Raw genomic sequence first — 22,956 nt, forward strand, 5'->3', positions numbered from 1 at the left:
TAATTGGTGTCTGTAAGTGTATTATAGCAGAGTCAGGCGGTTTTGCTGGGATGAAGTGCTTGAACAGATTTAGTAGAACTGAACAAACCTTGCATAATGTGATAAACTGAACTAGAAAGAGCCTTTTATTTAAGAAATTCAAAAAGCGTTTTTATAGGAGTGAGCAAATGAATATCGAAGAAGAACTACAAATCATTGCCGCAGTCCCCAATGGCTTTAAACCAATGGAGAACTTTGCTAACAGATTGGCAGAAACGTATCCAGAAGAACAACTAGAAAAAACAGCATCCGACTTCTATCAATCCGAAACGTATCAGATTAGAATGGTCGCTGTTTTTTTATTTGGCAAACTGGATTAGAGTCAATAGTTGAAACAGTTTTTACGAGAGACATTCAATATTAAGCAACTGAAAATTTCTGTTCAAACTTATTTGGAGATAAATGAGCTATTGCACTATGAATTCGGTGATTATTATAAAAGCCTTGTACATAGCTGAAAACGTGATGCTTCGCTTCTTCGAAGTTGAAATAAGCAGGTCGTTGGTAAACATGCTCTTTCTTTAGCAGCGCATGGAAAGACTCGATTCCGGCGTTATCATAGGGACAGCCTTTTTTGCTGTATGAATGGCAGATATTCATTGCGCTTAACTTTGTTTCATAGTCGATACTTGTATATTGCGCACCCAAATCTGTATGAAGAACCAGTCCTTTTTCTATCTTTCGCTTAGAAAGTGCATCATTTAAGGCTTTAATAACGATAGAGGCCTGCATGGTTTGATCAAAGTGGTACCCAATGATTTTTCTGGAATACAAATCCATGATGGTTGATAAATAGCACCAGCCATCTGAGATGGTATAGATATACGTAATATCAGCTACCCATTTTTGATTGAGTACTATTGTTGAAAAATCTTGATTTAATAGATTTTTATAGGTTTTCAATATCTTTTTCGTTGGTCTTCCTGCTTTAAACTTCTTTACCGTGATAGACCGTAGGTTTTGCCTCCTCATTGATTTTTGGACACGTTTGATACAGTTGTAAAACACGTTGATCCAGCACCTGATCAGCTCGCGCTCTTTTGGAAACCATCGGGTTTAAATGCCTGTAGTAAGAGCTTACTAGAAATACCAAGAATCGTACACATCCTTAAAATGCTATGGCGACCTGCTTCTTGTTCTTGGTTCATCCATTTTAGGATGGCTATTTCTTTGCGAGCAGACCGTGGATATATACTAATAAAGTAGACACTAAAACGAAAGGAATTACAGCTTATGTCTAATTACAAAAAATACGATGAAGATTTTAAAAAAAGTCTCGTAAATTTATACAACGGGGGGAAAATACAGGCTGCTTTATGCAAAGAATATGGCGTCTCTCAGACTGCTCTTTCTAGATGGATTAAACTTTATTCCGAAGTACAAATGGACTCTGGCGAGCTGCTAACTGTCAAACAAGTTCGCGAACTTCAAAAACAGAAAGCCTTGCTAGAAGAAGAGAATTTAATCTTAAAAAAAGCCATTGCCATCTTCACGCCACACTCCAGCAACGATTAAAAGCCATTTCTCTGTTAGCTGCCGATCATTCTATTGTAAGGCTCTGCCAAGTATTGCGCGTTAACCGCAGTACCTACTACAAATTTTTATCCAAGATCCCTTCGGCTGTTCCGTCGAAAACCAACAAATCAAACGGATTATTTTACAGACTTATACCGAGACAAAGTTTAGACTCGGCGCAGCCAAGATAAAAATAGTTTTACAGCGTGATTATGGTATTTCCATTAGTATCGGAAGAGTGTACCGACTAATGAAAACCATGGATCTTCCTAAAATGTCTACCGTAAAACCGAGATTCCGTTATCAAAAACCGTCGGTTTCTTCTACTTGTCCAAATTTGTTGAAACAACAGTTTCATTCCAAGCAGCCCAACCGTATTTGGGTCAGCGACATTTCCTATATTCCCGTAAAAAAAGGATTTGTTTATCTTTGTGTGATTCTTGACATCTTCTCTCGAAAAGTAATTGCTTGGAATGTTTATGCCTCGATGACTGCAAAATTAGTTTGCGATACGGTAGAACGAGCCGTTTACTCTAGGAAACCTATGCAGTCGTTTATTTTTCATTCTGATTGTGGATCCCAATATTTATCTCAAGATTTACGGCAGATTCAAGAAAAGCACAACCTTGTCCCTTCCTACTCTAAACTTGCTTACCCGTGGGATAATGCCGTCACAGAATCTTTCTTTAAATATATGAAGAAAGAAGAGCTGAACCGACGAAAATTTTCCTCTTTGGAAGAAGTAAAATTAGCTTGTTTTGAATATATTGAAGGATTCTATCATTCAAAGAGACCTCATTCCGCAAACAAGTTCTTATCACCTAATTTAAAAGAACTTGCTTTTCTAAATGATTCTTCATAAAACATTCCTTTTTTCTGTCTACTTTATTGACATCTGTCCATATCAATTAATCCCTATTTCTGGAACTAGATTATTTGAAAGACCCAGCAAGTAGTCTTGAAATTTCAAGTGCTAAACGTATTTTAACTAATACTTCTATTAAAGAGGATTTTTAATAAATATTATCCTAAAGAAGCGAGACGAGAAAAGTAATATGGTACGTTTCAAAGTGAGTAAAGCATTCCTTAGGAGAGTTTATTTTGAAAAGAGAGAAATACGATAATTTAACTTAATTAAATATGTGTCTAATCTCTTTTCATTATGGTTATTTTTACATTAAAAGTCATTTAGAATGTATTAATTTTTATTGTTTCTCATATAGTATTTCCGTTGATAATTAGATTTATAAAAGAGTAAGATAAAATTTTATAGTATTTACGGAGCTGTTTTCTAAAATCCGTAATTGATGTTATAGGGAAATTCAAAAAGTTGAAAGCTTTATGCTATAATATATGATGAGTATATTGTTGGAATCCTAAAAAAATTGATTTTAGGATTTTATTTTTTATAGGAGGAAAAATATTGAAAAGTAAAAAGAATCAATCGATGGAACCGAACGTTGCAGATCTAGCGAATGGGTGGTTGAAAAACTATAATCTAGATTATAAATTAGAACAAGAAATATTGAATGAAGAAATAGATAAAGCTTTGACTGACTACAAGTCAAAATCTGGAGGTAGTGGAAGTATCCGACCTGATTGTAAACTGCTATTACAAGACAAAAATTTAAACTTTTATCCGATTTTAATTGAATACAAAGGTTATAAAAATAAACTTGTAAAGTTGGATAATGAGGGGGATGTTCAAAATGTAAAAGCTGATAATACACCTCATTACACTAATATAAAAGGGTATGCAGTAAATGGAGCTATTCATTACGCTAATGCTTTATTACACCATACAAGCTATTCAGATATAATATCTATAGGGATGACTGGCTATAAAAAAAATAATGGCGAAATTGAATATGAGATAGGCGTGTATTATGTTTCAAAATCAAATTTAGGTATGGGACAAAAAATAGGAGAATTTACAGATTTTTCTTTTTTAAAACAAGAGAATTTTGATGAGTTTATACAAACTGTACAAAATTTAAATTTATCACCGGCTGAACTTGAGAAAATCAAGCAAAAAAGGGAACAAGAAATAGATACCTCACTAATGAGGTTGAATAATGATATTTATAAAAATGAAAAAGGTTTATCTGAAAAGGATAGAGTAAATTTAGTTGCAGCTAGTATTATTGCAACTATAGGGGTTGCTGGTAAAGTAGCACCACTTGAAAAGTCTGACCTGAAATCATCAAATGAGAAAGGTAACACAGATGGAGAAATAATAATTAGGAAGATTGAAGGTTTTTTAAATGAAAAAAATCTTCCTGAAGAAAAAAAACACTTAATAATCAATTCATTAAGTAATACGTTGGTTAATGGAAATGTGAATAAAGTTGTGGATGGTGAGACTCAATTAAAAAGGGTGTTTGTTAAAATTGTTGATGATTTAGGTTACTACTATAAAATTGGATTGACTACCGACTTTACAGGGAAATTATTTAATGAAATGTATTCATGGTTAGGATTTACGCAAGATAAATTGAATGATGTTGTTTTGACACCATCTTATGTGTCTAATCTTCTAGTTAAGCTTGCAAGGGTAAATAAAGATTCTTATGTGTGGGATTTTGCGACTGGGTCAGCAGGACTACTTGTTGCGGCTATGAATGAAATGTTAAATGATGCGAGAGAAAATATAGATTCACCAGAAAAACTTATGGAAAAGGAACTTGAAATAAAAGCAAATCAATTGTTAGGATTAGAAATATTACCTGAAATCTATATGCTAGCTATTTTAAACATGATTTTAATGGGAGATGGGTCTTCCAATATTTTAAATGAAGATTCTTTGACTGATTTTGATGGTAAGTACGCTTTTGGGAAAGATGATGAAAAGTTTCCTGCTAATGCATTTGTACTAAATCCCCCGTATTCAGCAGAAGGTAATGGAATGGTCTTTGTGGAAAAAGCTTTAAATATGATGGAAAGTGGATATGGCGCAATAATTATTCAAAATTCAGCTGGTTCAGGAAGAGCAGTAGCAATTAATAAGAGAATTTTGAAAAATAATACTTTGCTTGCAAGTATAAAAATGCCGATTGATTTATTCGTTGGCAAATCAAGTGTTCAAACAAATATTTACGTATTCAGAGTGAACGAAAGGCATGAGTCGGATTCAATAGTCAAGTTTATTGATTTTAGTAATGATGGGTATACTAGAAGAAGTCGTAAAAAAGCAAAAGCTAGTTATAATCTTCAAGATACAGATAGAGCTAAAGAAAGATACGATGAACTCGTGGCTCTCGTTAAATTTGGTAAAACTAAGTTGAATATTTTTTCAGAAAATGAGTACTTAGAAGGTACCATTGACCCTGAAAAAGGAAATGATTGGAACCAATTAGTGGCAGTAGATTTAAAACCTGACTTTGATGAGCATAGGAAAACAATTTCTGATTATCTGTCTTGGGAAGTAAACCAATTGTTAAAAGGTAATAATGACTTGGGAAAATAAATCGCCACTTGATACAATCTAAATTGGATGATTTGGAAAAGAAGTATGATATTAAGTGGCGAAAAAAAGAACTACAACAATTATTTAAAATAACGGGTACTAAGTCGTTAGACGCTGGAAAATTAAATTTTATTCCAGAAGGAACTAATTTTATTGGAAGAACAACCGAAAATAATGGTGTTCAAGGGAAAATAGAAATGCAAGAATTTTTACCAAATGAAGCTAACACCATAACAGCAACTGTTGTCGGGAATTATAAATATGTGAAATATCAAAAAGAACCTTATTACGTTTCTCAAAATATTAATAAGTTGAAAGCTAAATTTAAATTGAGTGAAAAAAGTGGGTTATTTTTAATAAGTTCCATTCAAAAATTTGTATCGCAATTTGATGGACAACAAGGTGGTTACAAACTACAAGATATTAAGTTTCATAAGATATTTGTTCCATATAGTAGTGAGGGGATAGCTCTTGAATATATGGAGGAATACATGACAATTATTGAAAAAGAGCGTTTAGAAGCTTTATCGAGTTACGTGAACACTATTGGTTTTGAAGCATGTGACTTATCAGACAGTGATATGGAGATTTTAGTAGATTATGATAATTTGATATGGAAAGAGTATGCATTGTTAGAACTTTTTGGTAACGCAACAAGAGGAAAAAGGTTAAAAAAAGATGATAGAATTTCAGGGAAACTACCATTTGTTACGGCTGGAGAAGAGGATACTGGGATATCAGATTTTATAAGTAATGATGTTACAATTTTTCAACAAAATACTGTGACTATAGATATGTTTGGTTCTTCTAAATATAGAAATTATAATTACGGTGCTGATGACCATATTGCAGTTGTGCATACAGAACATTTGCCTAAAAATGCAGTGATTTTTATTACATCAGCAATACATAGAGCCGCTAATTCAGGAATATTTAGTTATTCTAATAATTTTTATGCTAAAGATGCTGATGAATTAACTATTTTATTGCCAACCTTGGGTGATAAACCTGACTATACGTTTATGGAACAGTATATTGAGATTATGCATAAACTAATAATAAAAGATATATTTACATGGCTAAATCAATAAAATATGAAATAAAAAGAGCATCTACTTTTAATTAAAAAGAGATGCTCTTTTTGGTGGGGAACCAATTGAAATTAAGTCAATTAAAACCTTTCTATAGTCGTCAAACCCCTATCAAATTTGTGTTTTAAAGTTAAGTTATATACCTATACTACTCCCACTCCGCTTTAAGGCTACAGCATATCAAGTAGAATGCAGTAAAATTAAGGGATATGGAAGCAGATAAAACAGTGTCAATCACAAAATACTATAAAAAAAGTGCAGTCAAAGTGCAATTTTGCACCTAATCAGAATGGTTAGTTTTTCTCTAAATCTGTTAATAAAACATCAATATTCAAACTAACATTTTAAAAAATACCAAAGAGGCGTTCAAGAGTGAACGCCTTTTCAATTGGAACTGCATTATAAGTATCAAGTTTTTTTTGAGTTGAATAAGTTTGGATTTGCTATAAAATAGTTACCTGTCAAACTAATCCATTCATTTGTTAGTAAAGAGATTTGATGAATGCATTTAGATATATATTGTAAAGACTCTTTTTTGATTCTCAAATTTAACAGCAGCTTTTTCGTTACTTCCTGGTCGAATTTCCCTCCGCTTATAACAACTGCTTTATTGCCTTTAAGTGGTTGCAAAAGTAAATAAGAATCTGGAGAATTTGTTGGATTCAGCTCATAACCAGAGACCAACTTGTATTTAGAACACTCCCCAATCTCATCGAATACTCTTTCTGAATAAATTAGTTCTTTATATTCACGTAGTGCGAATACCATTTTTGCTAATAAACGTTTTTCTTTATCAGATAAGAAAAATGTTTCTAGTCCATCATTGAAGAATTCAACCAAATCACTTATATTCAAGCCTATATTTTTATAGAAGTGAAAACCTAATATTTCCTTATTTTCTAAAATAGATGCAATATCATCTAAAGAAATTTGTAGTAATTTGGGATAGTTAAATCGATGATTCTTATCTTGATCTGTTTCAAATAATAACCTACAGAAATCAATAAGGATACTTTGAATATGAAGGTCTACGGTACGTTTTGTTGTTAAATATTCTTTTTTATCTATAATGCGTGTATTAATAATATTTTCTATTGAATCTTTAAGTAATTTGGTTAATTGTTTTTTCGATATTGATGTATTCTCACTAGAATTATAAATTATAGGTTTCCTGAATCTAATATCAAATGGTAAGTCTTCAACTTTGCCATACTCCGAGTTGAAAATACAAAGAATTTTAGACCAATCTAAAACTCTGGAAGCATACCCCAATTCTATTAAGACATTTGGATTTGGCGTATAACGTTCTATTGTACCAGAGTTAATTATACTTATATCTGCCAGAAAAATATCACAGTTATCAATTTTTCTAAAAATACTATCTACTAAATCTGGTGTTCCACTTTCATTTCGGCTATCCATTTCTATTTCAATTTCCGTTACTTGCGGACAGACTTCGAGCAATTGCTTTGAAACTTTTTGAATGCAGTCACCTATTAATCCTCTGTTTTTGTTATTTGGCAAGTCAGATTGCCACGAGTAAAATATTACAATTTTCATTTGTCTTAGCCTTCCTTCTCTCTTCTACAGCATATCAGATACCTATATATTACCATGATTCAAATATACATTGATAAAAAGAATAACAACAATACCAATATTATCAAGTAACCATAAGACGCTCAAAAATGATCGTCTATTTTTAGACCAATTTGAAAGGACGTGATACAACGAAAACAGTAAATCAAGAAAACAAAGGTCGATCTCCACCGTGTAAGAACATCAAATAAATAAGATTCATTCAACCATAAAAATGAAAGGACAGGTAAAAATATGGAACTTAAATTTGTTATTCCCAACATGGAAAAAACATTCGGTAATTTAGAATTTGTCGGCGAGGATAAAATCGTACAGCGAAGAATCAACGGACAACAAACAGTCTTATCACGAAGCTATAACCTCTATTCAGATGTTCAGCGTGCAGATGATATTGTGGTCGTACTTCCTGCTGAAGCTGGCGAGAAGCATTTCGACTTTGAGGAATGTGTGAAGTTAGTCAATCCGCGTATTACCGCAGAGGGTTATAAAATCGGCATTCGTGGTTTTACCAATTATCTTTTACATGCTGACGACATGATAAAATAATAAAGAAAGAGAGGAAAAATGATGAGATTAGCTAATGGCATTGTATTAGATAAAGACACGACTTTTGGAGAATTGAAATTCTCTGCCCTGCGTCGAGAAGTGAGAATCCAAAATGAAGACGGGGCGGTTTCAGATGAAATCAAGGAACGTACCTATGACTTAAAATCCAAAGGACAAGGACGCATGATTCAAGTAAGTATTCCTGCCAGCGTGCCTTTGAAAGAGTTTGACTATAACGCACGGATGGAACTTATCAATCCCGTTGCGGACACCGTTGCTACTGCCACCTATCAAGGGGCGAATGTTGATTGGTATATTAAGGCTGATGATATTATCTTAAAGAAATTATTACAAAATCAGCAATCTGAAGAAGAGCCGAAACGAAAAAAATAATTAAAAACACTTTCCTTATAAAAATTTGATATACTATAACCATAATATCTTAATAAGAAAATAAAATTTAGAAAGGAGAAAAAAATGAGTACACAACATTTGACTTTGGCCGAGCAAATTATTATTACAACTATAAGAATAGAAACTACAATACCAAATGGAATAAGCACTGGAACCGGATTTTTCTTCAGGTTTAAAGAAAATTTTGAAACAGGGATGCATGTCCCAGCAATTGTTACAAATAAACATGTTATAGAGAATGCTATTACAGGGAAATTGCGCTTTTCTATTGCGGATAAAGATGGTCATCAAGTAAAAGGAAAGTACTTTGATTTAGTTGTTAAAAATTTCGAAAGCTTATGGATTAAGCATCCTGAAGATGATATTGATTTATGTATGTTACCTATTGCTAATATACATGCACAAATAAGGCAATCAGGGCATGAACTTTATTATATTTCATTGAACAGTAGTTTAATTCCTAGTTCTTCTGATTATGAAACCAATTTTTCACGAATTGAAGAAATTACTGTTGTTGGATACCCCGATGGGATTTGGGATTCTTTAAATAACAATCCTATTGTAAGAAAGGGAATTACTGCTACACCACTACAAAATGATTTTGAAAATAGTCCAAGATTTTTAATAGATTCCGCAATTTTTGGAGGGTCTAGTGGTTCGCCAGTTTTTGTATTCAATCAAGGTTCATATAGTTTACCAAACGGTACTGTAAGTATTGCTTCTAGACTTAATTTGGTCGGAATTGTATATGCAGTTGCTCAGCACAGTGTATCTGGTAAGTTAGAAATTGTTGAGATTCCAGCATCTAGAACTCAAGTAACTCATACGTTAATTCCCAATAATTTAGGAGTAACTATACATGCACGTAAATTATTGGATTTTGAGCAACTTCTAGATTAAGGAGGGATTTTATTTTTAATTGCAAAGATAAAAGAGTGCGAGTAAGCGACAAACAATTAGTCTATCGCTTCTTTTTTATATCATCAGTTATTCTATTTTCTTGTGTTGTAATTTCTTTTCATTTGGAATCTATTTTGATTATGGGGTTGGAAAACTTCACCATCGATGATTTTGTTAATCAAATACAAACTTCATATTTTTGGGGCAGTGTGATCACTGCCCTTTCTGTGTGTGTTATTGTAGAGTCTCTTTATTATTGACATCTGTCCAACTAAAATTGTACATAATAAAATACACTCCTATCTATTGAATTTTTCAGATAGAAATGCTACAATAACAGTAGTTTATGTGGTGTTATTGCAACACTTCGAGCCTTTCCCTGTTGATCGCAGGGAGGGCTTTTTTTTATTTGGTTTTCTTTTCCAGTAATGGACGATTGTCCTTTATTTTGTTGCCCCATTTTATTTGACCTTTTAAGTCCATGATCGGGCTTGTCTGCACGCCTCGTTCTACAATGTCGGCATCTGATATGCCACGTAGATAAACGTTTGTCATAGACGTGTCATAGTGTCCCATGAGCCTACTTAGGCTATACGGGTCAATACCATTTCTTAGTTGCTTCTGTGCAAAATAATGTCTACAGTCGTGGGGACTTGCTCGAACTTCTGGTCGTATGTCAGCGTTTTTACAGGCAGTATCGAGTATTTTATTGATTGTACTTCTGAAAATTTGGTCTGCGTGCTGGGATAAAAAGTAATACTCGGTTGGCTGTCTTTTTTTAAATCTATTCTGCCGAAAGCGTTCGTATTTTTTCATTTGCTTCCGAACTATCGGGCTGATGTAAACAACACGTTCCTTGCTCCCTTTTCCTCGGATAAGCACGCCTGTCTGCGTTACGTCACTGTTTTTAATTCCACAAACTTCGCTAGCACGCAACCCCATGTCAAAAAGTGCCATAAGTATCGTTTTGTTGCGGACGTCTGTGTAGCTATTATCGTTGTAGTAGTTGATAATTCTAGTTACTTCGGCGTCGTTGAACGTTACCAGTACCCGCTTTTCCTGCTTCAAATTTTTAATATGGCGTATCGGATTTTTGGACTCCAATATGATTTCTTCTTCGACGCAAAAGTTGAAAAAAGAGCGTAAAATGTAGGTGCTTTTGTTGATAGTTATTGGCTTCTCTCTTCCTCTGTCTAGCGTTGCTTTGATGTATCTTCTGATATGTCTTGGTTCTATTTCCTCAATTTCAGATAGCCCCTGCTCTTTTAGAAAATCGAAAATTCGGTTTAAATAGAAAATATGGTTATTAATTGTTCCTTTATTGCGTCCTAAAATTTCCAAATTGGCTAAATGTTCTTCGTAACAGTTTGTGAAATCCATAAAAAACCCCCCCTATTATCATAAGATAATAGGAGGACAGAATAAGTTCTACTCATTTTTATTAGCTATACCAATCGTTGTAACTCGTTTCTAGAGAATGGAATAGGATGTATACCACCAACCCTACTCCCACTCCACCGTCGCAGGCGGCTTACTCGTAATATCATAAACAACCCGGTTCACATGCGAAACCTCATTCACGATCCGCACGGAGATCTTCTCAAGCACATCCCACGGGATCCGTGCCCAGTCTGCTGTCATGCCATCAATGCTTGTTACCGCGCGGAGTACAACGGTATGATCATAGGTTCGGCCGTCGCCCATGACGCCGACGCTGCGGATGTTTGGAAGGGCGGTGAAATATTGCCAGATCTCGCGTTCGAGTCCTGCTTCTTTGATTTCTTCGCGGAGGATCAAGTCAGAATCGCGAACGATTTCTAGTTTTTCTTCGGTGATCTCGCCTAATACGCGGATGCCTAGGCCTGGTCCTGGAAATGGTTGGCGCCAAACGATCGCATCTGGCATGCCTAGTTCTGTTCCTAGGGCGCGTACTTCGTCTTTGAATAGTGTGTTCAGCGGTTCGATCAGTTCGAACTGCATGTCTTCAGGAAGGCCGCCGACGTTGTGATGGCTCTTGATGGTTTGGGCGGTTGCTGTGCCGCTTTCGATAATATCGGTGTATAGCGTTCCTTGTGCAAGGAATTCAACGCCGTCTAATTTGCTGGCTTCATCATCGAATACATAGATAAACTCGTTACCGATGATCTTACGTTTTTGTTCTGGATCGGATACGCCTGCTAGTTTATTCAAGAAACGATCTTTGGCGTCGACTTTGATGATGTTCATGTTGAATTCGCCTTGTAGGGTTTCCATAACTTGGTCTGCTTCGCCTTTGCGTAGCAAGCCGTGATCCACGAAAATACAGGTCAGCTGGTCGCCGATCGCTTGGTGGATAAGGACGCCGACTACGGAAGAATCTACGCCGCCGGAAAGTGCCAGCAAGACTTTTTTGTCGCCGACTTTTTCACGGATCTTTTCGACTTCGACTTCGATAAAGTTTTCCATTGTCCAGTCGCCTTTGCAGCCACAGATCGTGATGGCAAAGTTTTTGAGCAATTCATTCCCGAATTCGGAATGGCGCACTTCTGGGTGGAACTGCACGCCGTAGAGATTGCGTTCTTCGTTAGCGATCCCTGCGATTGGGCAAGATTTGCTTGTTAAAATAACGTCGAAATCTGCCGGTGCTTCGACAACTAGATCGCCGTGGCTCATCCAAACGACTTGATCAGTCGGCAGTGTCGCAAATAAATGATTGGGTTGTTCTACGTGGACACTTGCTTTCCCATATTCACGATCTTTCGCTTTTTCTACTTTTCCTTGGAAATGCTGTGTCATCAGCTGCATACCATAACAGATCCCTAGAATCGGGATACCCATTTCAAAGAGGCCTTCATCACAACGGAAAGCTCCTTCGTCATAAACACTGTTCGGGCCTCCGGAGAAAATGATCCCGGTCGGATTGAGTGCCTTCATTTCTTCTACTGTGATCGTATGTGGATGTAATTCGCTGTACACGCCAAATTCTCTGATCCTGCGTGTGATCAATTGATTGTACTGGCTACCAAAGTCTAGTACGATAATTTTTTCTTGATCTGTAAAATTCTTCATAATTCCTATTATACCCACCTTATCTATAAAATGAAGCCGCAAGTAATACGGCTTGTTAAAATGCTTATAAAAAAAGGACAAATCGCCGTCTGTCCTTTTTCAATTATTCTCATTTTAACTTTTATAAGCGAAACTTGCAACCTCAATTACGATATTTAGATTCCTTTTCCGCCAATAAAATCAAATTCTTTTTGTCTTTCTACGGAAAGGATGAGTGATCTGGCTTCATTAATGGCTTCTACTGTTGCAGGATTTTCCAAAGAAGCTTCATGATGCCCCTTATCTGTCCACACTTCTAGTACACTGACTACTTCGCGGTCATTGGCGTTTAGGATGACTTGATACTGCAGACAGGTTTGATAGTCTTCTAGTGCCTCCGCCGCTCTCAGCAGTATTTCTGCTAGTTTTTCTTGATCTTCAGGTTTGGTGTGAAAATTTGTTAGTAATCCAAACACAGCGTCCATTTTTATCCCTCATTTCCAGAAATCGTCGAATATCGTGATCGGTAAATGACGTTTATGTTGGGTTTTTAAGTACCAGTTTTCAATTACGGCTACTGTTTCTTTTGGCAATTGTTTGCCTTCTAAATAGTCATCGATATCATCGTATGTCACGCCGAGCGCTACTTCATCCGGTAAAGCTGGGCGGTCGTCTTCTAAATCTGCTGTTGGCTGCTTCAAGTATAAATGTTCCGGGCACCCTAGTGCTTTCAATAGTTGTTTGCCTTGACGTTTGGTCAAGCGGAAAATCGGATTGATGTCAGTCCCGCCATCGCCATATTTTGTGAAGAAGCCGGTGATTGCTTCGGCAGCATGGTCTGTTCCGACTACAGCTCCATTATTCATGGCAGCGATCGAGTATTGGACTTTCATTCGTTCTCTTGCTTTTTCATTACCTTTTGCAAAATCAGATAAAACGATGCCGGCGTCTTGCAAGGCTTTTTCACTTGCATCCACAGCGGCTTTGATATTAACGGTGATCACTTGGTCCGGACCGATAAATTCGATCGCATCTTGGCAGTCTTCTTCGTCGATCTGTGTTCCGTTCGGCAGACGAACAGCAATAAATTGGTAGCTCAAATCGCCTGTCTCCTCGCGAAGTTCAGCGATCGCTGTTTGTGCTATCTTTCCTGTAAGTGTAGAATCTTGTCCGCCGGAGATTCCCAAAACAAGACTTTTCATGAACGGATATGTTTTCAAATAGCTTTTCAAAAAATCTACGCTTTTGCGGATCTCTACTTCCGGTTCTATTTCCGGAATGGCGTGCATTTCCGCAATAATTTTTTCTTGTAAACTCATTCTCGATTCCTCCCTAAACTTAAAACGGCATTTCTAAATCTACAGGTGAATGCGCTTGGACGCTTTTACGAACCGCTTCGATATTCTGCATTTTATTTTTCCAGCATTTGACACTTAGATCCACTGGATATTGTTCTGGCCGGATCGTACGTTTGTACTCATCCCATAGTAATGCCAGATTTTCTTCTTTATACGCCTTGATTGCTTCCAAGGAAGGCTTCTTGTAAACTAATTCCCCATTTTCAAAAATGGAAACTAATAATTCTTTTGCTTGATAGTTCGTCACTGTTTTCGTGATATAGGTATGGACCGGGTGGAACATCGTCAGCGGCTTCGAAGTATCTAATGCTTCGTCATCCAACGCAATGTAGTCCCCCTCTGCTTTCAATCCCGTTTCATTCGTAATGATCCGGTATACTTTCTTTTTGCCCGGTGTCGATACTTTTTCCGTATTGCTGGACAGTTTGATCGAATCCTGCCATACGCCATTTTCATCTGCGATCGCCGCCATTTTATAAACAGCACCCAATGCTGGTTGATCATAAGCGGTAATCAATTTCGTGCCGACGCCCCAAGCATCGATCTTCGCTTTTTGCGCTTTTAATGAAAGGATCGTGTGTTCATCCAGATCACTGGAAGCAAAAATCTTGGCATCTGGAAATCCTGCTTCATCCAGCATTTGTCGTGCTTTTTTAGAAAGAAAGGCCATGTCCCCACTGTCTAAGCGGATACCGATAAAATTGATCGCATCGCCCATTTCCTTGGCTACTTTGATCGCATTCGGCACGCCTGATTTGAGTGTATCATAGGTATCTACCAAGAAAATCGAATTCTTATGTGTCCGAGCATAGCTTTTAAAAGCCGTGTATTCATCACGGTAAGCCTGCACCATTGCATGAGCCATCGTTCCGGAGATCGGAATACCGAAAATCTTTCCGGCACGAACATTACTGGTCGAATCACAGCCGCCGATATAGGCAGCGCGTGTTCCCCAGATTGCCGCATCCATTTCCTGCGCACGTCTAGTACCGAATTCTGCAAGTGATTCGTCTTCTACCACACTGCGGATCCGTGCTGCTTTCGTAGCGATCAACGTTTGGAAATTCACAATGTTTAAAATAGCTGTCTCAATTAATTGCGCTTCACCTAGACTTGCTTCGACTTGAATGATCGGTTCCGTTTTGAAAACAAATTCGCCTTCACGTGCTGCCCGGATCGTTCCCCGGAAACGGAAATTCTTCAAGTATTCTAAAAAGGCCCCGTCAAAGCCCAATTCTTCTTGGACATATGCAATATCTTCTGGTGTGAACCGCAGATTTTCAATGTAATCGATAACTCTCTCCAAACCTGCAAATACCACAAAACCAGAATCAAAGGGCATATTTCTAAAAAACACTTCAAAAACCGTTTTATGTTCATGGATGCCATCTTCAAAATATGCTTTCATCATATTTAATTGATATAGATCTGTATGTAATGCTAAACTGTCATCTTTGTGCAAATGTTTCATGTTTTTGCTCCATTCTTCTGGAATCTTCCAGCTTTATAATACAATATGATAGCATAAAAACGCCTCACGGGAAACGAAAAAGCCCGCGAGACGTTTATCTGCTTAGTTTTTGATTTTCTTGAATATTTTTTTGGCGGCATAACGCCAGCTCGTCCAAACAAATAAAGGATAATTATCTGCCAATAAATAGCGGTAAAATTGCTGTTTGATTTTGGAAAGACCTTGCATCGCATCTGTGTGGATATGCGCTTCGACATATGCTTTGATCAGCGGCTGGATCTCCTTGTAATACGTTTTGGAAAGAAAGGCCCATTCCATCATCGAAAACAGGTCGATCTTCAAAAATTTAAGTTCTTTTTTATATTGTAATGTTTCTCCGACATTTTTCTCCGCAAAATAACTGTCTACTAAGTGTAGCGCGTGCAAGCGATCTTTTGTCATTTTGAGCGAATTTTTCTGCTGCGTGATCGACTTATTGCCGCTCGTTCTTGAACGCCACAAATAGCCGACTTCGGCAATCAAGTTTACTTGTTCCGTCGCTAAGTAAGCTTTCATCACAACAGGGATATCCTCAAATAAGTAGCCTTCTGGGAATTCGAGTTGTTCTTTTTCCCAGAACGACTTACGGTAGATCTTATTCCAAGAAGTCGTATCATACAATAATCTGGTCGATTCAAAAATCGATGTATTATAGATCGTTTCTTTCATAAAGCGTTTATGTAACACCGATGTATACGTTTGATCTTCTGCTAGGCGATCTACACCGATCGTGACGATATCAGCTGGTGCTTCGTATAAAGAACCAACCATTTTTTCATACATCCGAGCGTCTAGGACGTCATCACTGTCGACAAAAGTGATGTATTCACCGCTAGCGAGTGCCACACCTTTATTTCGAGTGGCTGATAAACCGATATTCTCATGTGAGTAGACTTGGATCTGTGGATGCTCCGCTGCTACTTGAGTGATTTTTTCTAATGTATCATCGGTTGAACCGTCGTTTATGACAATGATCTCCAGTGCTTGATAGGTTTGCTGAATAACAGAGTATAGACACGCTTCAATATATTCAGATACGTTATATGCGGGAATGATGACAGATAATTGAAGCATTTTTATCCTCCTTAAAAACCGGTTCTTTTACTAGCAATCGCAAATGGCTTCTTCCAAATCAGATCCCCTAAGCGGATCCAACCGTGTAAATAGCAGAAAATCGCTGTTCTTTTCAAAGCAGCGGTTACTTTTCCACCAGCTTGATAGTGATAGTTCCGCCAATCCGGGATTTTTTGCTTGCATAACTGGTTGATTTGTTTTAATAATTGCCGTCGTACTGTTTTATCTGTTACATAGATTACTTTACGCAGAACTAAGCGATAAATCAAATGTTCGATATATAAATAGGTCAATGCCGTTCTATTTTGTTCCAGCAGTCCCCATTTTTCGAGTTCCGCCTCGACATTAGCGAGCATTTTTGCCACATCTAAAAACTTCTGCGGATCTTGGATATTGGACTGGGAATCTTCACGATCGACTTGATAATAATAAAGAGCATCGCTGATCACCACCGGCAGTTTTGCTTTCAGACAGACAACCGGAACGATCCCAAGATCTTCATACCAGAAGCCATCTGGGAAGCGGCAGTTCTCCCAAAGCGTAGCCAAGTAAAACTTATTCCATGGGACACTGCCGGCATCCAGAACCAGCTCGCCGCGGCTTCTGGGGATATACTGCTGGTCGCCAGCTTGATTGACGTTGTAAGACGTGAAGATCACGAGGTCTGCTTCCGTCTGTTCGACTTCTTCCAAGCAGCGTGTAATCAATTCCGGATGGAGATAATCATCACTATCCACCATGATCACATATTTGCCGTTCATTTTATCAAGTCCAAAATTGCGTGCCGAAGCTTGACCGCCATTTTCTTTATAGAAATACTGGATGCGGGGATCTTGATAAGCCATGGCGATCTGCTTCGAATCATCGGTCGAACCGTCATCGATCAAAAGGATCTCAGTATGGCTATAAGTTTGCGCCAAGACGGAATCAAGGCAGCGCTTTAAATATTTTTCCATATTGTAAATGGGAATAATGATGCTCACTAAAGGTTTCAAACGTCCTGCTCCTTTAAGTCAAAATTTTGTGTTTTTGATTTGCGATGTTGAAATCCCTTTGGTTCTTGGTAAATAGACTACTTCGCAATAAGCCCGCAAAGCATCGAATTCCCCTTCCCAATCGTCTCCCATAACTAAGACGGAGATATCGTACTTCTCGATATCCGTTGCTTTTTGCTCCCAATCCGTTTCCGGTATTACTTCATCGACATAACGGATCGCTTCTAAAATCAATTTGCGGTTTTCATAGTTATGATACGCTTCTTTATGTTTTTTTGCATTAAATTCGTCTGTGGAAAGACCAACGACCAAATAATCCCCCAAAGCTTTTGCCCTTTTCAACAAGTTGATGTGTCCCCAATGTAGTAAGTCAAAAGTTCCATATGTGATTACTTTTTTCATTTTAGTCTTCCTTTCTTAAATATGCCTCCGTAAAAGCAAGCAGGCGCTGCGTTGCATTGCCGTCTGCATATTTATTCCATTTTTTCGCAAACTGTTCCACTTTTTCCAAGTCTGGAGTCCGTTGCATCGCACGAACCAACTCGGCCGTCGTTTGGACGATTTCTCCCGGAACGATCGTTTCATAACCAGAAATCAACCCCCGCTCACTCTGATAGCTCGCCAGATCATATGCAAAAAAATACATCGGCTTTTTGTAAAGGGCATATTCAAATGGAATCGAAGAATAATCGGTTATAAGCATATCCGTTGCAGCAAGAATCGATTCGAGCGAAGTTTGTTTTGGAACGGGGATCAAAAACGGATCTTCAGCAATAGTAAGTTCTGTCTGAATCGAAGGATGGAGTTTCAGAATGAGACGGTGCGTTTCCCCAAATGCAGCTTCTAATTGTTTGATATCCAATGCCAGCTCTGCTTTTTCCAAACTGTCATCACGAAAAGTCGGTGCATATAGAATCACTTTTTCGTCTGCTAGGTTCCACTTTTCCCGCCAATAGCGACGTTCTTCCGCTTGAAGTGTAGCATCAAAGAATTTATCCGTCCGCGGCATCCCGATTTTAAGCATTTGTTCTTCTTTCATTAAGAAACTGCGCTTAAAAATGGCTGCCATTTCATCTGAACTGACAACGACGCGCTCAAAACGTGCATACACTTTTTTGAAACGTGCTTTATCCTTATCTGGACGTGTTTGCGCCAGCTTATCTTCCCAGCCAAATTGCTTCAATGCGCCATTTGCATGCCAAAGTTGGATACAAACTGCTTCCGTCTTAAAATCAACTGCAGCAAGTTCAGGGAGATAATTGTCGATAAGCACGACCGCGCTTGTATTTAAATAATATAATAGATGCCATTTATTTTTCAAATTATTTTGTTTGCTGACTACGGCTCCAGCAAAATCACTTGCCTCCAGCCGTGGATCATACATACAGATGACTTCTTTATTCTGCTTGCTCGCTTCTTTTAAAACAGCCTTAGCATTCTCTGGAAATGTTGCTACTAGGAAAATACGCTTTTTGAGCGGCAAAAGGTGAAAACATACGGATACTATTTTTAAGCAAAGGAGATATAATTGGATCGCAATGTTTTTCACTTTTTTATTTCCTCTCTTTTTTGAATTAAGCCAAAATAAATCTCAGATAAGTAAACAAACCCTGCTTAACTGAGATTTATAAAAAGTTACACGCGCCATTCCATTACTGTTTTGCCAAATGGATTGCGTAGGTCATCTTCAAATGCTTCGGTGATATCTTGCAAGTTGCGAACGACTTTTCGTAGCCCGATCAAATTGGAAAGGTACTCGACTGCACCTTCATTTTCACTTAAAAACTTCACTGTGTTTTCAAAATCCACTCTACCACTTCGACTGCTTCCGAAGACGGTAAGTCCTTTTTCGAGTACCATGCGCGAATTGAACTCGATCGGCATTTCTGAAACGCCAAGCAATGCGACGGTTCCTTCTGGCACGATCAGGTCAATGATCTGTTCGACGGCGTGCTCGCTACCTCTTCCGCCGGCACATTCAAAGGCGTTGTCAATGACTAGGTCAGCTGGGATCTCGTCGATCAAGAAAGCTTCATCCACGAACGAGAAGAAATCCAGTTTATATTGCGTTTTTCCGAAGATGTATACTTTGCTTTCCGGATAAATCGTTTTCAGTAGCAGACACGTAATAAAGCCTAAATTCCCATCTCCCCAAACACCAAAAGATTCGCGGTTGCGATTCCCTTTGTTTTGGAAGCGGCTGATCGCGTGGTAAGCGACGGAGATCAATTCAGAATATGCGGCAACTTCAAGATCCATTCCTTCTGGAAGAGGAACTACCCGGTCGCGACGCATGTATACATTTTCCTGCATCAGTCCATCATAGCCACTAGAGCGGAATTTGCTGGTCTGCAAGTAATTTTCGGCGATCACTTCATTTTCTTCAAAAGGCGTATTCGGAATCATGACTACTTTTGTTCCGACCGGAAATTCTCCTTCTGCATCATAAACGACTTCGCCCACACCTTCATGGATAAGCGCCATTGGCAGTTTTCTGGAAAGTACTTCTTTTCCCCGAGATCCTGTGTAATAGCGTTGGTCGGCTGCGCAGATCGACAGATAAGTAGGACGCACAACTACTGTTTCCGGCGTTAATTTTTCTTCGATATTGGTTTCTTCAAATTGCCTTTCGGATACAAGGCGAAAAACTTGGTTTATCATTAGTTGATCCTCTCCTGTATGATGCTATTGGCGACTTTGAGATCATAAGGTGTTGTGATCTTGATGTTAGAGATTCCGCCGTTTACTAAAAATACTTTTTCCCCTGCAAGCGAACAAATTTTAGCTGCGTCTGTCAAAATTTGTTTGTCTTCTGCAGATAGATTATTGTAGTGTTTTACCAATGTTTGGATATTGAAGCTTTGCGGTGTTTGCCCTTGATACATATGGTCGCGGACAGGAATATCAGTTACATATTCATGGTTGCTGGATTCTACGATCGTATCGATCGCCGGGATGACTGTATCGACAGCACCATGTTCCAGTACAGCATCGATATTTTCTTCAATGATCCGGTGCGTGATAAACGGACGAACCGCGTCATGCGTTACGATGACATCTTCTGGATTCAAGCCGACTTCTTTTTCGATATAATGAATCCCATTCATGATCGTTTCGTTGCGATCAGAACCGCCAGCTACAACTGCAACGCGATCATCGCTGATGTACTTTTTAATAATGTCTTTCGTATGATTGATCCATTCTTTCGGTGTTACAATGATTATTTTATCAAAACGATTATTTAAAATAAATTTTTCAAGTGTGTGGATCAATATTGGTTTCCCTTTTAAAGGCAAGAACTGCTTTGGCATGTTGACGTTTCCCATGCGTGTTCCTTTACCGCCAGCTAAAATCTCTGCATAAATCATGTTTAATCTCCTTTATCACTTTTCTAGATAAATATATTGCCATTATAGCATACTCGTTCTAAGAAATCTTCTTTCAATCTGGCATTAATTCGGCAATGATCCGTTCTGCCGCCTGTCCATCTTGGTAAGTAAAATTCCGTTGTACGAATGCATCATTTACCGCCTCACCTGTTTCAGTTTGAATCGCATGGATCAATGCTGCTTCTGTTTTGACGATCGGTCCTGGGACATAACTTTCATAAGCTTCATAAAAATCGCGTTCCTCCAAATAATTTTCCAGGTCGTAAGCATAGAAGAGAATCGGTTTACCAAGCAACGCGAATTCAAAGATCACCGAAGAATAATCGGTCACGAGCATGTCAGCTAGCAACATCAGATCGGTAATATTCTGATCACTCACATCAAAGGCAAAATCAGCAGTATCCGTAAAATCGAGCGATCCCTTATCAACTAACGGGTGCAATTTTACAAAGAATACGTATTCCTCGCCCAGCTGCTCCTGCAAAGCACTTAAATCAAGCGGAACGTCGAACGCTTTCCGCTGCTCCGAATTCCCGCGGAAAGTCGGGGCATATAAAATCACTTTTTTGCGTTTGAGCGCCGGGTACATTTCTCGGTAGTAGGTTTGATTGAATTGTTTGTATGCCTCATCATAGAACTTCCATAATCGCGGCAGTCCTAGTGGCAATATTTTTTCCTGATCGATTTGAAAAGCTTCTGCATACTGCGTTTTGATTTCTGCCGAAGAAGCGATCACATGTGTATAATTCTGATGCGCACGCGTTTCGAATTCTGGAGATAGAGAATCTGCATAGCCAATCGCACTGTGCCCGAATTTCTTGAAGGCTCCGGCAGCATGCCATAATTGCACGACCACAGCTTCTTCCCGAATCCGAATATTGTAGAAGGGATAATAATAATCATCTACAAATAAATACTTGCTCCGTCCAAGCGCATAAAAAAAACGCAGATAATAACGGAAATTATAATTGTCGGAACGAAAATACATCGCGATTTCTTTTTCAGGCTTCTGCTGTTTGATGACCTGATAAAGTGGCAAGAAGGTGTCATCTGGATGCACGATTTTTTGTGATAAGAAAACGACTTGCTCCGTTCGGATCGCTAAGCGCTTGGCAATGGGATAAATAAGTTTGCGACCAATGTATTGCCCAAGCCGTTTCTGAAATGGTGAAACGGCTTTGTGCTTTAAATAACTGGCTTTATATCGTCCCTTTTTGGCAATTTGAAACAACCCGCTGTAAGACGGCAACCATTCTTTTTCCGGTGTTAGTTTCGCCACATAGCATTTAACTAGCGGGATCACATCACTTGTCAGCTTGTTTTTAGGAGTTTCTTGAACTAAAGCGGTGATCCACTTATTTAAATCAGTTAGCTGATCAACCACTTTATCATCAAGCAACGGCAGTACTTTTAACAATTCTGACGCTAGATCCCCTTGCTTCGCTCTGAAATAGCTCTCCACATATTTCTGCAGCAGGTATTGCTTTTGATAGGGATTGGTTTCCATTGGCGCTACTGCTTGTACCACCTCTGTAGCGTCTTTCCCTTGCAAAGTTCCTGCCACGACTTGAACAGTTCTTGCGCGTGTGAGCAAGGCATATAGGAAGGCAGACTCATCCAGAATGTATGGCGTTAAGATTTCTTTAGCGAGATCGCGGTGAAAGGCGATTTCCAAAAGAGAGGCCCCCAATAAAAGAGGCGCTTGATAAATACTGACGATCGTATTCTCCGAACCATGCTGACAAACGATCAATTTGGCAGTTCCTTCCGCTTTTGTTAGGACTTCTGGTGGAAGAAAACTGATCCATTCATTTTTCGCCGCTGCCAGAATGGCTTGCATCCGCTCGAAAAATGTCGGCAGCGGTCTGCTCACGATCCATTCATCCTTCGCCGCGATCGCTTCTGTATCAAAAAGCGGTGCTGCTTCTTCTAATTGTATGTAACTTATCGCAGGATTATCCTTCACTTCTATTGCTCCTTTGTCCAAAACTATTATGTCTAGTATAATTCATTATCTCGATAAATTCATCTTT

General features: G+C 38.2%; 20 protein-coding genes and 1 pseudogene. 7 read left to right on the forward strand and 14 right to left on the reverse strand.

Annotation, left to right across the window (positions count from 1 at the left end):
* Positions 1-167 precede the first annotated feature (167 nt).
* A complete protein-coding gene (locus tag EL241_RS08685; protein WP_036106658.1) occupies positions 168-359 on the forward strand; it encodes a hypothetical protein in 192 nt (63 codons plus the stop codon).
* Positions 360-399: 40 nt separating this feature from the next.
* Here EL241_RS08685 and EL241_RS08690 read toward each other — a convergent pair whose 3' ends face one another.
* The gene (locus EL241_RS08690) at positions 400-1,047 is read right to left on the reverse strand and encodes an IS3 family transposase (protein ID WP_077912786.1); all 648 of its coding nucleotides are present in this window, start codon (positions 1,045-1,047) and stop codon (positions 400-402) included.
* Between the two features lie 225 nt (positions 1,048-1,272).
* On the opposite strand from EL241_RS08690, the pseudogene EL241_RS08695 reads away from it, so the two are divergent.
* The 3 genes and pseudogenes from EL241_RS08695 (at position 1,273) to EL241_RS08705 (ending at position 6,111) form a co-directional block, all read left to right on the forward strand.
* Positions 1,273-2,416 (forward strand): annotated as a pseudogene (locus EL241_RS08695) (IS3 family transposase).
* Positions 2,417-2,977: 561 nt separating this feature from the next.
* Complete coding sequence (locus tag EL241_RS08700) at positions 2,978-5,020, forward strand: HsdM family class I SAM-dependent methyltransferase (RefSeq protein WP_232020818.1); 2,043 nt, start codon at positions 2,978-2,980, stop codon at positions 5,018-5,020.
* Positions 5,021-5,043: 23 nt separating this feature from the next.
* A complete protein-coding gene (locus EL241_RS08705; protein ID WP_149023449.1) occupies positions 5,044-6,111 on the forward strand; it encodes a restriction endonuclease subunit S in 1,068 nt (355 codons plus the stop codon).
* A gap of 408 nt (positions 6,112-6,519) precedes the next feature.
* On the opposite strand, the gene EL241_RS08710 is transcribed toward EL241_RS08705, so the two are convergent.
* Complete coding sequence (locus EL241_RS08710) at positions 6,520-7,671, reverse strand: hypothetical protein (protein ID WP_052009189.1); 1,152 nt, start codon at positions 7,669-7,671, stop codon at positions 6,520-6,522.
* Positions 7,672-7,944: 273 nt separating this feature from the next.
* On the opposite strand from EL241_RS08710, the gene EL241_RS08715 reads away from it, so the two are divergent.
* From EL241_RS08715 to EL241_RS08725, 3 genes are all read left to right on the forward strand, one after another.
* The gene (locus EL241_RS08715) at positions 7,945-8,256 is read left to right on the forward strand and encodes a YdcP family protein (RefSeq protein ID WP_036106360.1); all 312 of its coding nucleotides are present in this window, start codon (positions 7,945-7,947) and stop codon (positions 8,254-8,256) included.
* Positions 8,257-8,277: 21 nt separating this feature from the next.
* A complete protein-coding gene (locus EL241_RS08720) occupies positions 8,278-8,649 on the forward strand; it encodes a YdcP family protein (protein WP_446685137.1) in 372 nt (123 codons plus the stop codon).
* Between the two features lie 84 nt (positions 8,650-8,733).
* Complete coding sequence (locus tag EL241_RS08725) at positions 8,734-9,570, forward strand: S1 family peptidase (protein WP_036106354.1); 837 nt, start codon at positions 8,734-8,736, stop codon at positions 9,568-9,570.
* A gap of 405 nt (positions 9,571-9,975) precedes the next feature.
* Here EL241_RS08725 and EL241_RS08730 read toward each other — a convergent pair whose 3' ends face one another.
* The 12 genes from EL241_RS08730 to EL241_RS08785 form a co-directional block, all read right to left on the reverse strand.
* A complete protein-coding gene (locus EL241_RS08730) occupies positions 9,976-10,950 on the reverse strand; it encodes a tyrosine-type recombinase/integrase (protein WP_077912784.1) in 975 nt (324 codons plus the stop codon).
* A gap of 123 nt (positions 10,951-11,073) precedes the next feature.
* Positions 11,074-12,630: a glutamine-hydrolyzing GMP synthase gene (guaA, locus tag EL241_RS08735; RefSeq protein WP_126320691.1), complete on the reverse strand. Its 1,557-nt coding sequence runs from the start codon at positions 12,628-12,630 to the stop codon at positions 11,074-11,076.
* A 143-nt stretch (positions 12,631-12,773) separates the two neighbouring features.
* Complete coding sequence (locus tag EL241_RS08740; RefSeq protein ID WP_036106347.1) at positions 12,774-13,082, reverse strand: putative quinol monooxygenase; 309 nt, start codon at positions 13,080-13,082, stop codon at positions 12,774-12,776.
* Between the two features lie 9 nt (positions 13,083-13,091).
* The gene (gene nadE, locus EL241_RS08745; RefSeq protein WP_003755143.1) at positions 13,092-13,916 is read right to left on the reverse strand and encodes an NAD(+) synthase; all 825 of its coding nucleotides are present in this window, start codon (positions 13,914-13,916) and stop codon (positions 13,092-13,094) included.
* 19 nt (positions 13,917-13,935) lie between these two features.
* Positions 13,936-15,426 carry a nicotinate phosphoribosyltransferase gene (locus EL241_RS08750; protein WP_003755142.1) on the reverse strand — a complete coding sequence of 497 codons (1,491 nt, stop codon included), beginning with the start codon at positions 15,424-15,426 and terminating at the stop codon, positions 13,936-13,938.
* A 102-nt stretch (positions 15,427-15,528) separates the two neighbouring features.
* Positions 15,529-16,539 (reverse strand): glycosyltransferase family 2 protein, encoded by a 1,011-nt coding sequence (locus EL241_RS08755; RefSeq protein WP_126320513.1) that lies wholly within the window; start codon positions 16,537-16,539, stop codon positions 15,529-15,531.
* An 11-nt stretch (positions 16,540-16,550) separates the two neighbouring features.
* Positions 16,551-17,534 carry a glycosyltransferase family 2 protein gene (locus EL241_RS08760; RefSeq protein ID WP_036106344.1) on the reverse strand — a complete coding sequence of 328 codons (984 nt, stop codon included), beginning with the start codon at positions 17,532-17,534 and terminating at the stop codon, positions 16,551-16,553.
* 18 nt (positions 17,535-17,552) lie between these two features.
* Positions 17,553-17,936, reverse strand: coding sequence for a glycerol-3-phosphate cytidylyltransferase (gene tagD, locus EL241_RS08765; protein ID WP_003755136.1), 384 nt, complete (start codon positions 17,934-17,936; stop codon positions 17,553-17,555).
* Between the two features lies 1 nt (position 17,937).
* Positions 17,938-19,083, reverse strand: a complete 1,146-nt coding sequence (locus tag EL241_RS08770; RefSeq protein ID WP_036106338.1) for a CDP-glycerol glycerophosphotransferase family protein — start codon at positions 19,081-19,083, stop codon at positions 17,938-17,940.
* An 86-nt stretch (positions 19,084-19,169) separates the two neighbouring features.
* Positions 19,170-20,195 (reverse strand): ribitol-5-phosphate dehydrogenase, encoded by a 1,026-nt coding sequence (locus EL241_RS08775; protein WP_036106335.1) that lies wholly within the window; start codon positions 20,193-20,195, stop codon positions 19,170-19,172.
* Entirely contained in the window at positions 20,195-20,902 is a 708-nt protein-coding gene (locus EL241_RS08780; protein ID WP_003755127.1) for an IspD/TarI family cytidylyltransferase, read from the reverse strand. The genes EL241_RS08775 and EL241_RS08780 overlap by 1 nt, the downstream gene beginning before the upstream one ends.
* 73 nt (positions 20,903-20,975) lie before the next feature.
* Positions 20,976-22,889, reverse strand: a complete 1,914-nt coding sequence (locus EL241_RS08785; protein WP_126320514.1) for a CDP-glycerol glycerophosphotransferase family protein — start codon at positions 22,887-22,889, stop codon at positions 20,976-20,978.
* Between the last annotated feature and the right edge of the window lie 67 nt (positions 22,890-22,956).

It is taken from the genome of Listeria grayi (assembly GCF_900638015.1).
In the GTDB taxonomy this organism is placed as follows: Bacteria; Bacillota; Bacilli; order Lactobacillales; family Listeriaceae; genus Listeria; species Listeria grayi.

Bases quoted from the DNA above. Each gene is read 5' to 3' on its own strand.
- EL241_RS08780 (WP_003755127.1), bottom strand. From the start codon at position 20,902: ATGATTTATGCAGAGATTTTAGCTGGCGGTAAAGGAACACGCATGGGA.
- EL241_RS08775 (WP_036106335.1), bottom strand. From the start codon at position 20,195: ATGATAAACCAAGTTTTTCGCCTTGTATCCGAAAGGCAATTTGAAGAA.
- EL241_RS08715 (WP_036106360.1), top strand. From the start codon at position 7,945: ATGGAACTTAAATTTGTTATTCCCAACATGGAAAAAACATTCGGTAAT.
- EL241_RS08710 (WP_052009189.1), bottom strand. From the start codon at position 7,671: ATGAAAATTGTAATATTTTACTCGTGGCAATCTGACTTGCCAAATAAC.
- EL241_RS08730 (WP_077912784.1), bottom strand. From the start codon at position 10,950: ATGGATTTCACAAACTGTTACGAAGAACATTTAGCCAATTTGGAAATT.
- EL241_RS08740 (WP_036106347.1), bottom strand. From the start codon at position 13,082: ATGGACGCTGTGTTTGGATTACTAACAAATTTTCACACCAAACCTGAA.
- nadE (WP_003755143.1), bottom strand. From the start codon at position 13,916: ATGAGTTTACAAGAAAAAATTATTGCGGAAATGCACGCCATTCCGGAA.
- EL241_RS08725 (WP_036106354.1), top strand. From the start codon at position 8,734: ATGAGTACACAACATTTGACTTTGGCCGAGCAAATTATTATTACAACT.
- EL241_RS08685 (WP_036106658.1), top strand. From the start codon at position 168: ATGAATATCGAAGAAGAACTACAAATCATTGCCGCAGTCCCCAATGGC.
- tagD (WP_003755136.1), bottom strand. From the start codon at position 17,936: ATGAAAAAAGTAATCACATATGGAACTTTTGACTTACTACATTGGGGA.
- EL241_RS08720 (WP_446685137.1), top strand. From the start codon at position 8,278: ATGAGATTAGCTAATGGCATTGTATTAGATAAAGACACGACTTTTGGA.
- EL241_RS08755 (WP_126320513.1), bottom strand. From the start codon at position 16,539: ATGCTTCAATTATCTGTCATCATTCCCGCATATAACGTATCTGAATAT.
- EL241_RS08750 (WP_003755142.1), bottom strand. From the start codon at position 15,426: ATGAAACATTTGCACAAAGATGACAGTTTAGCATTACATACAGATCTA.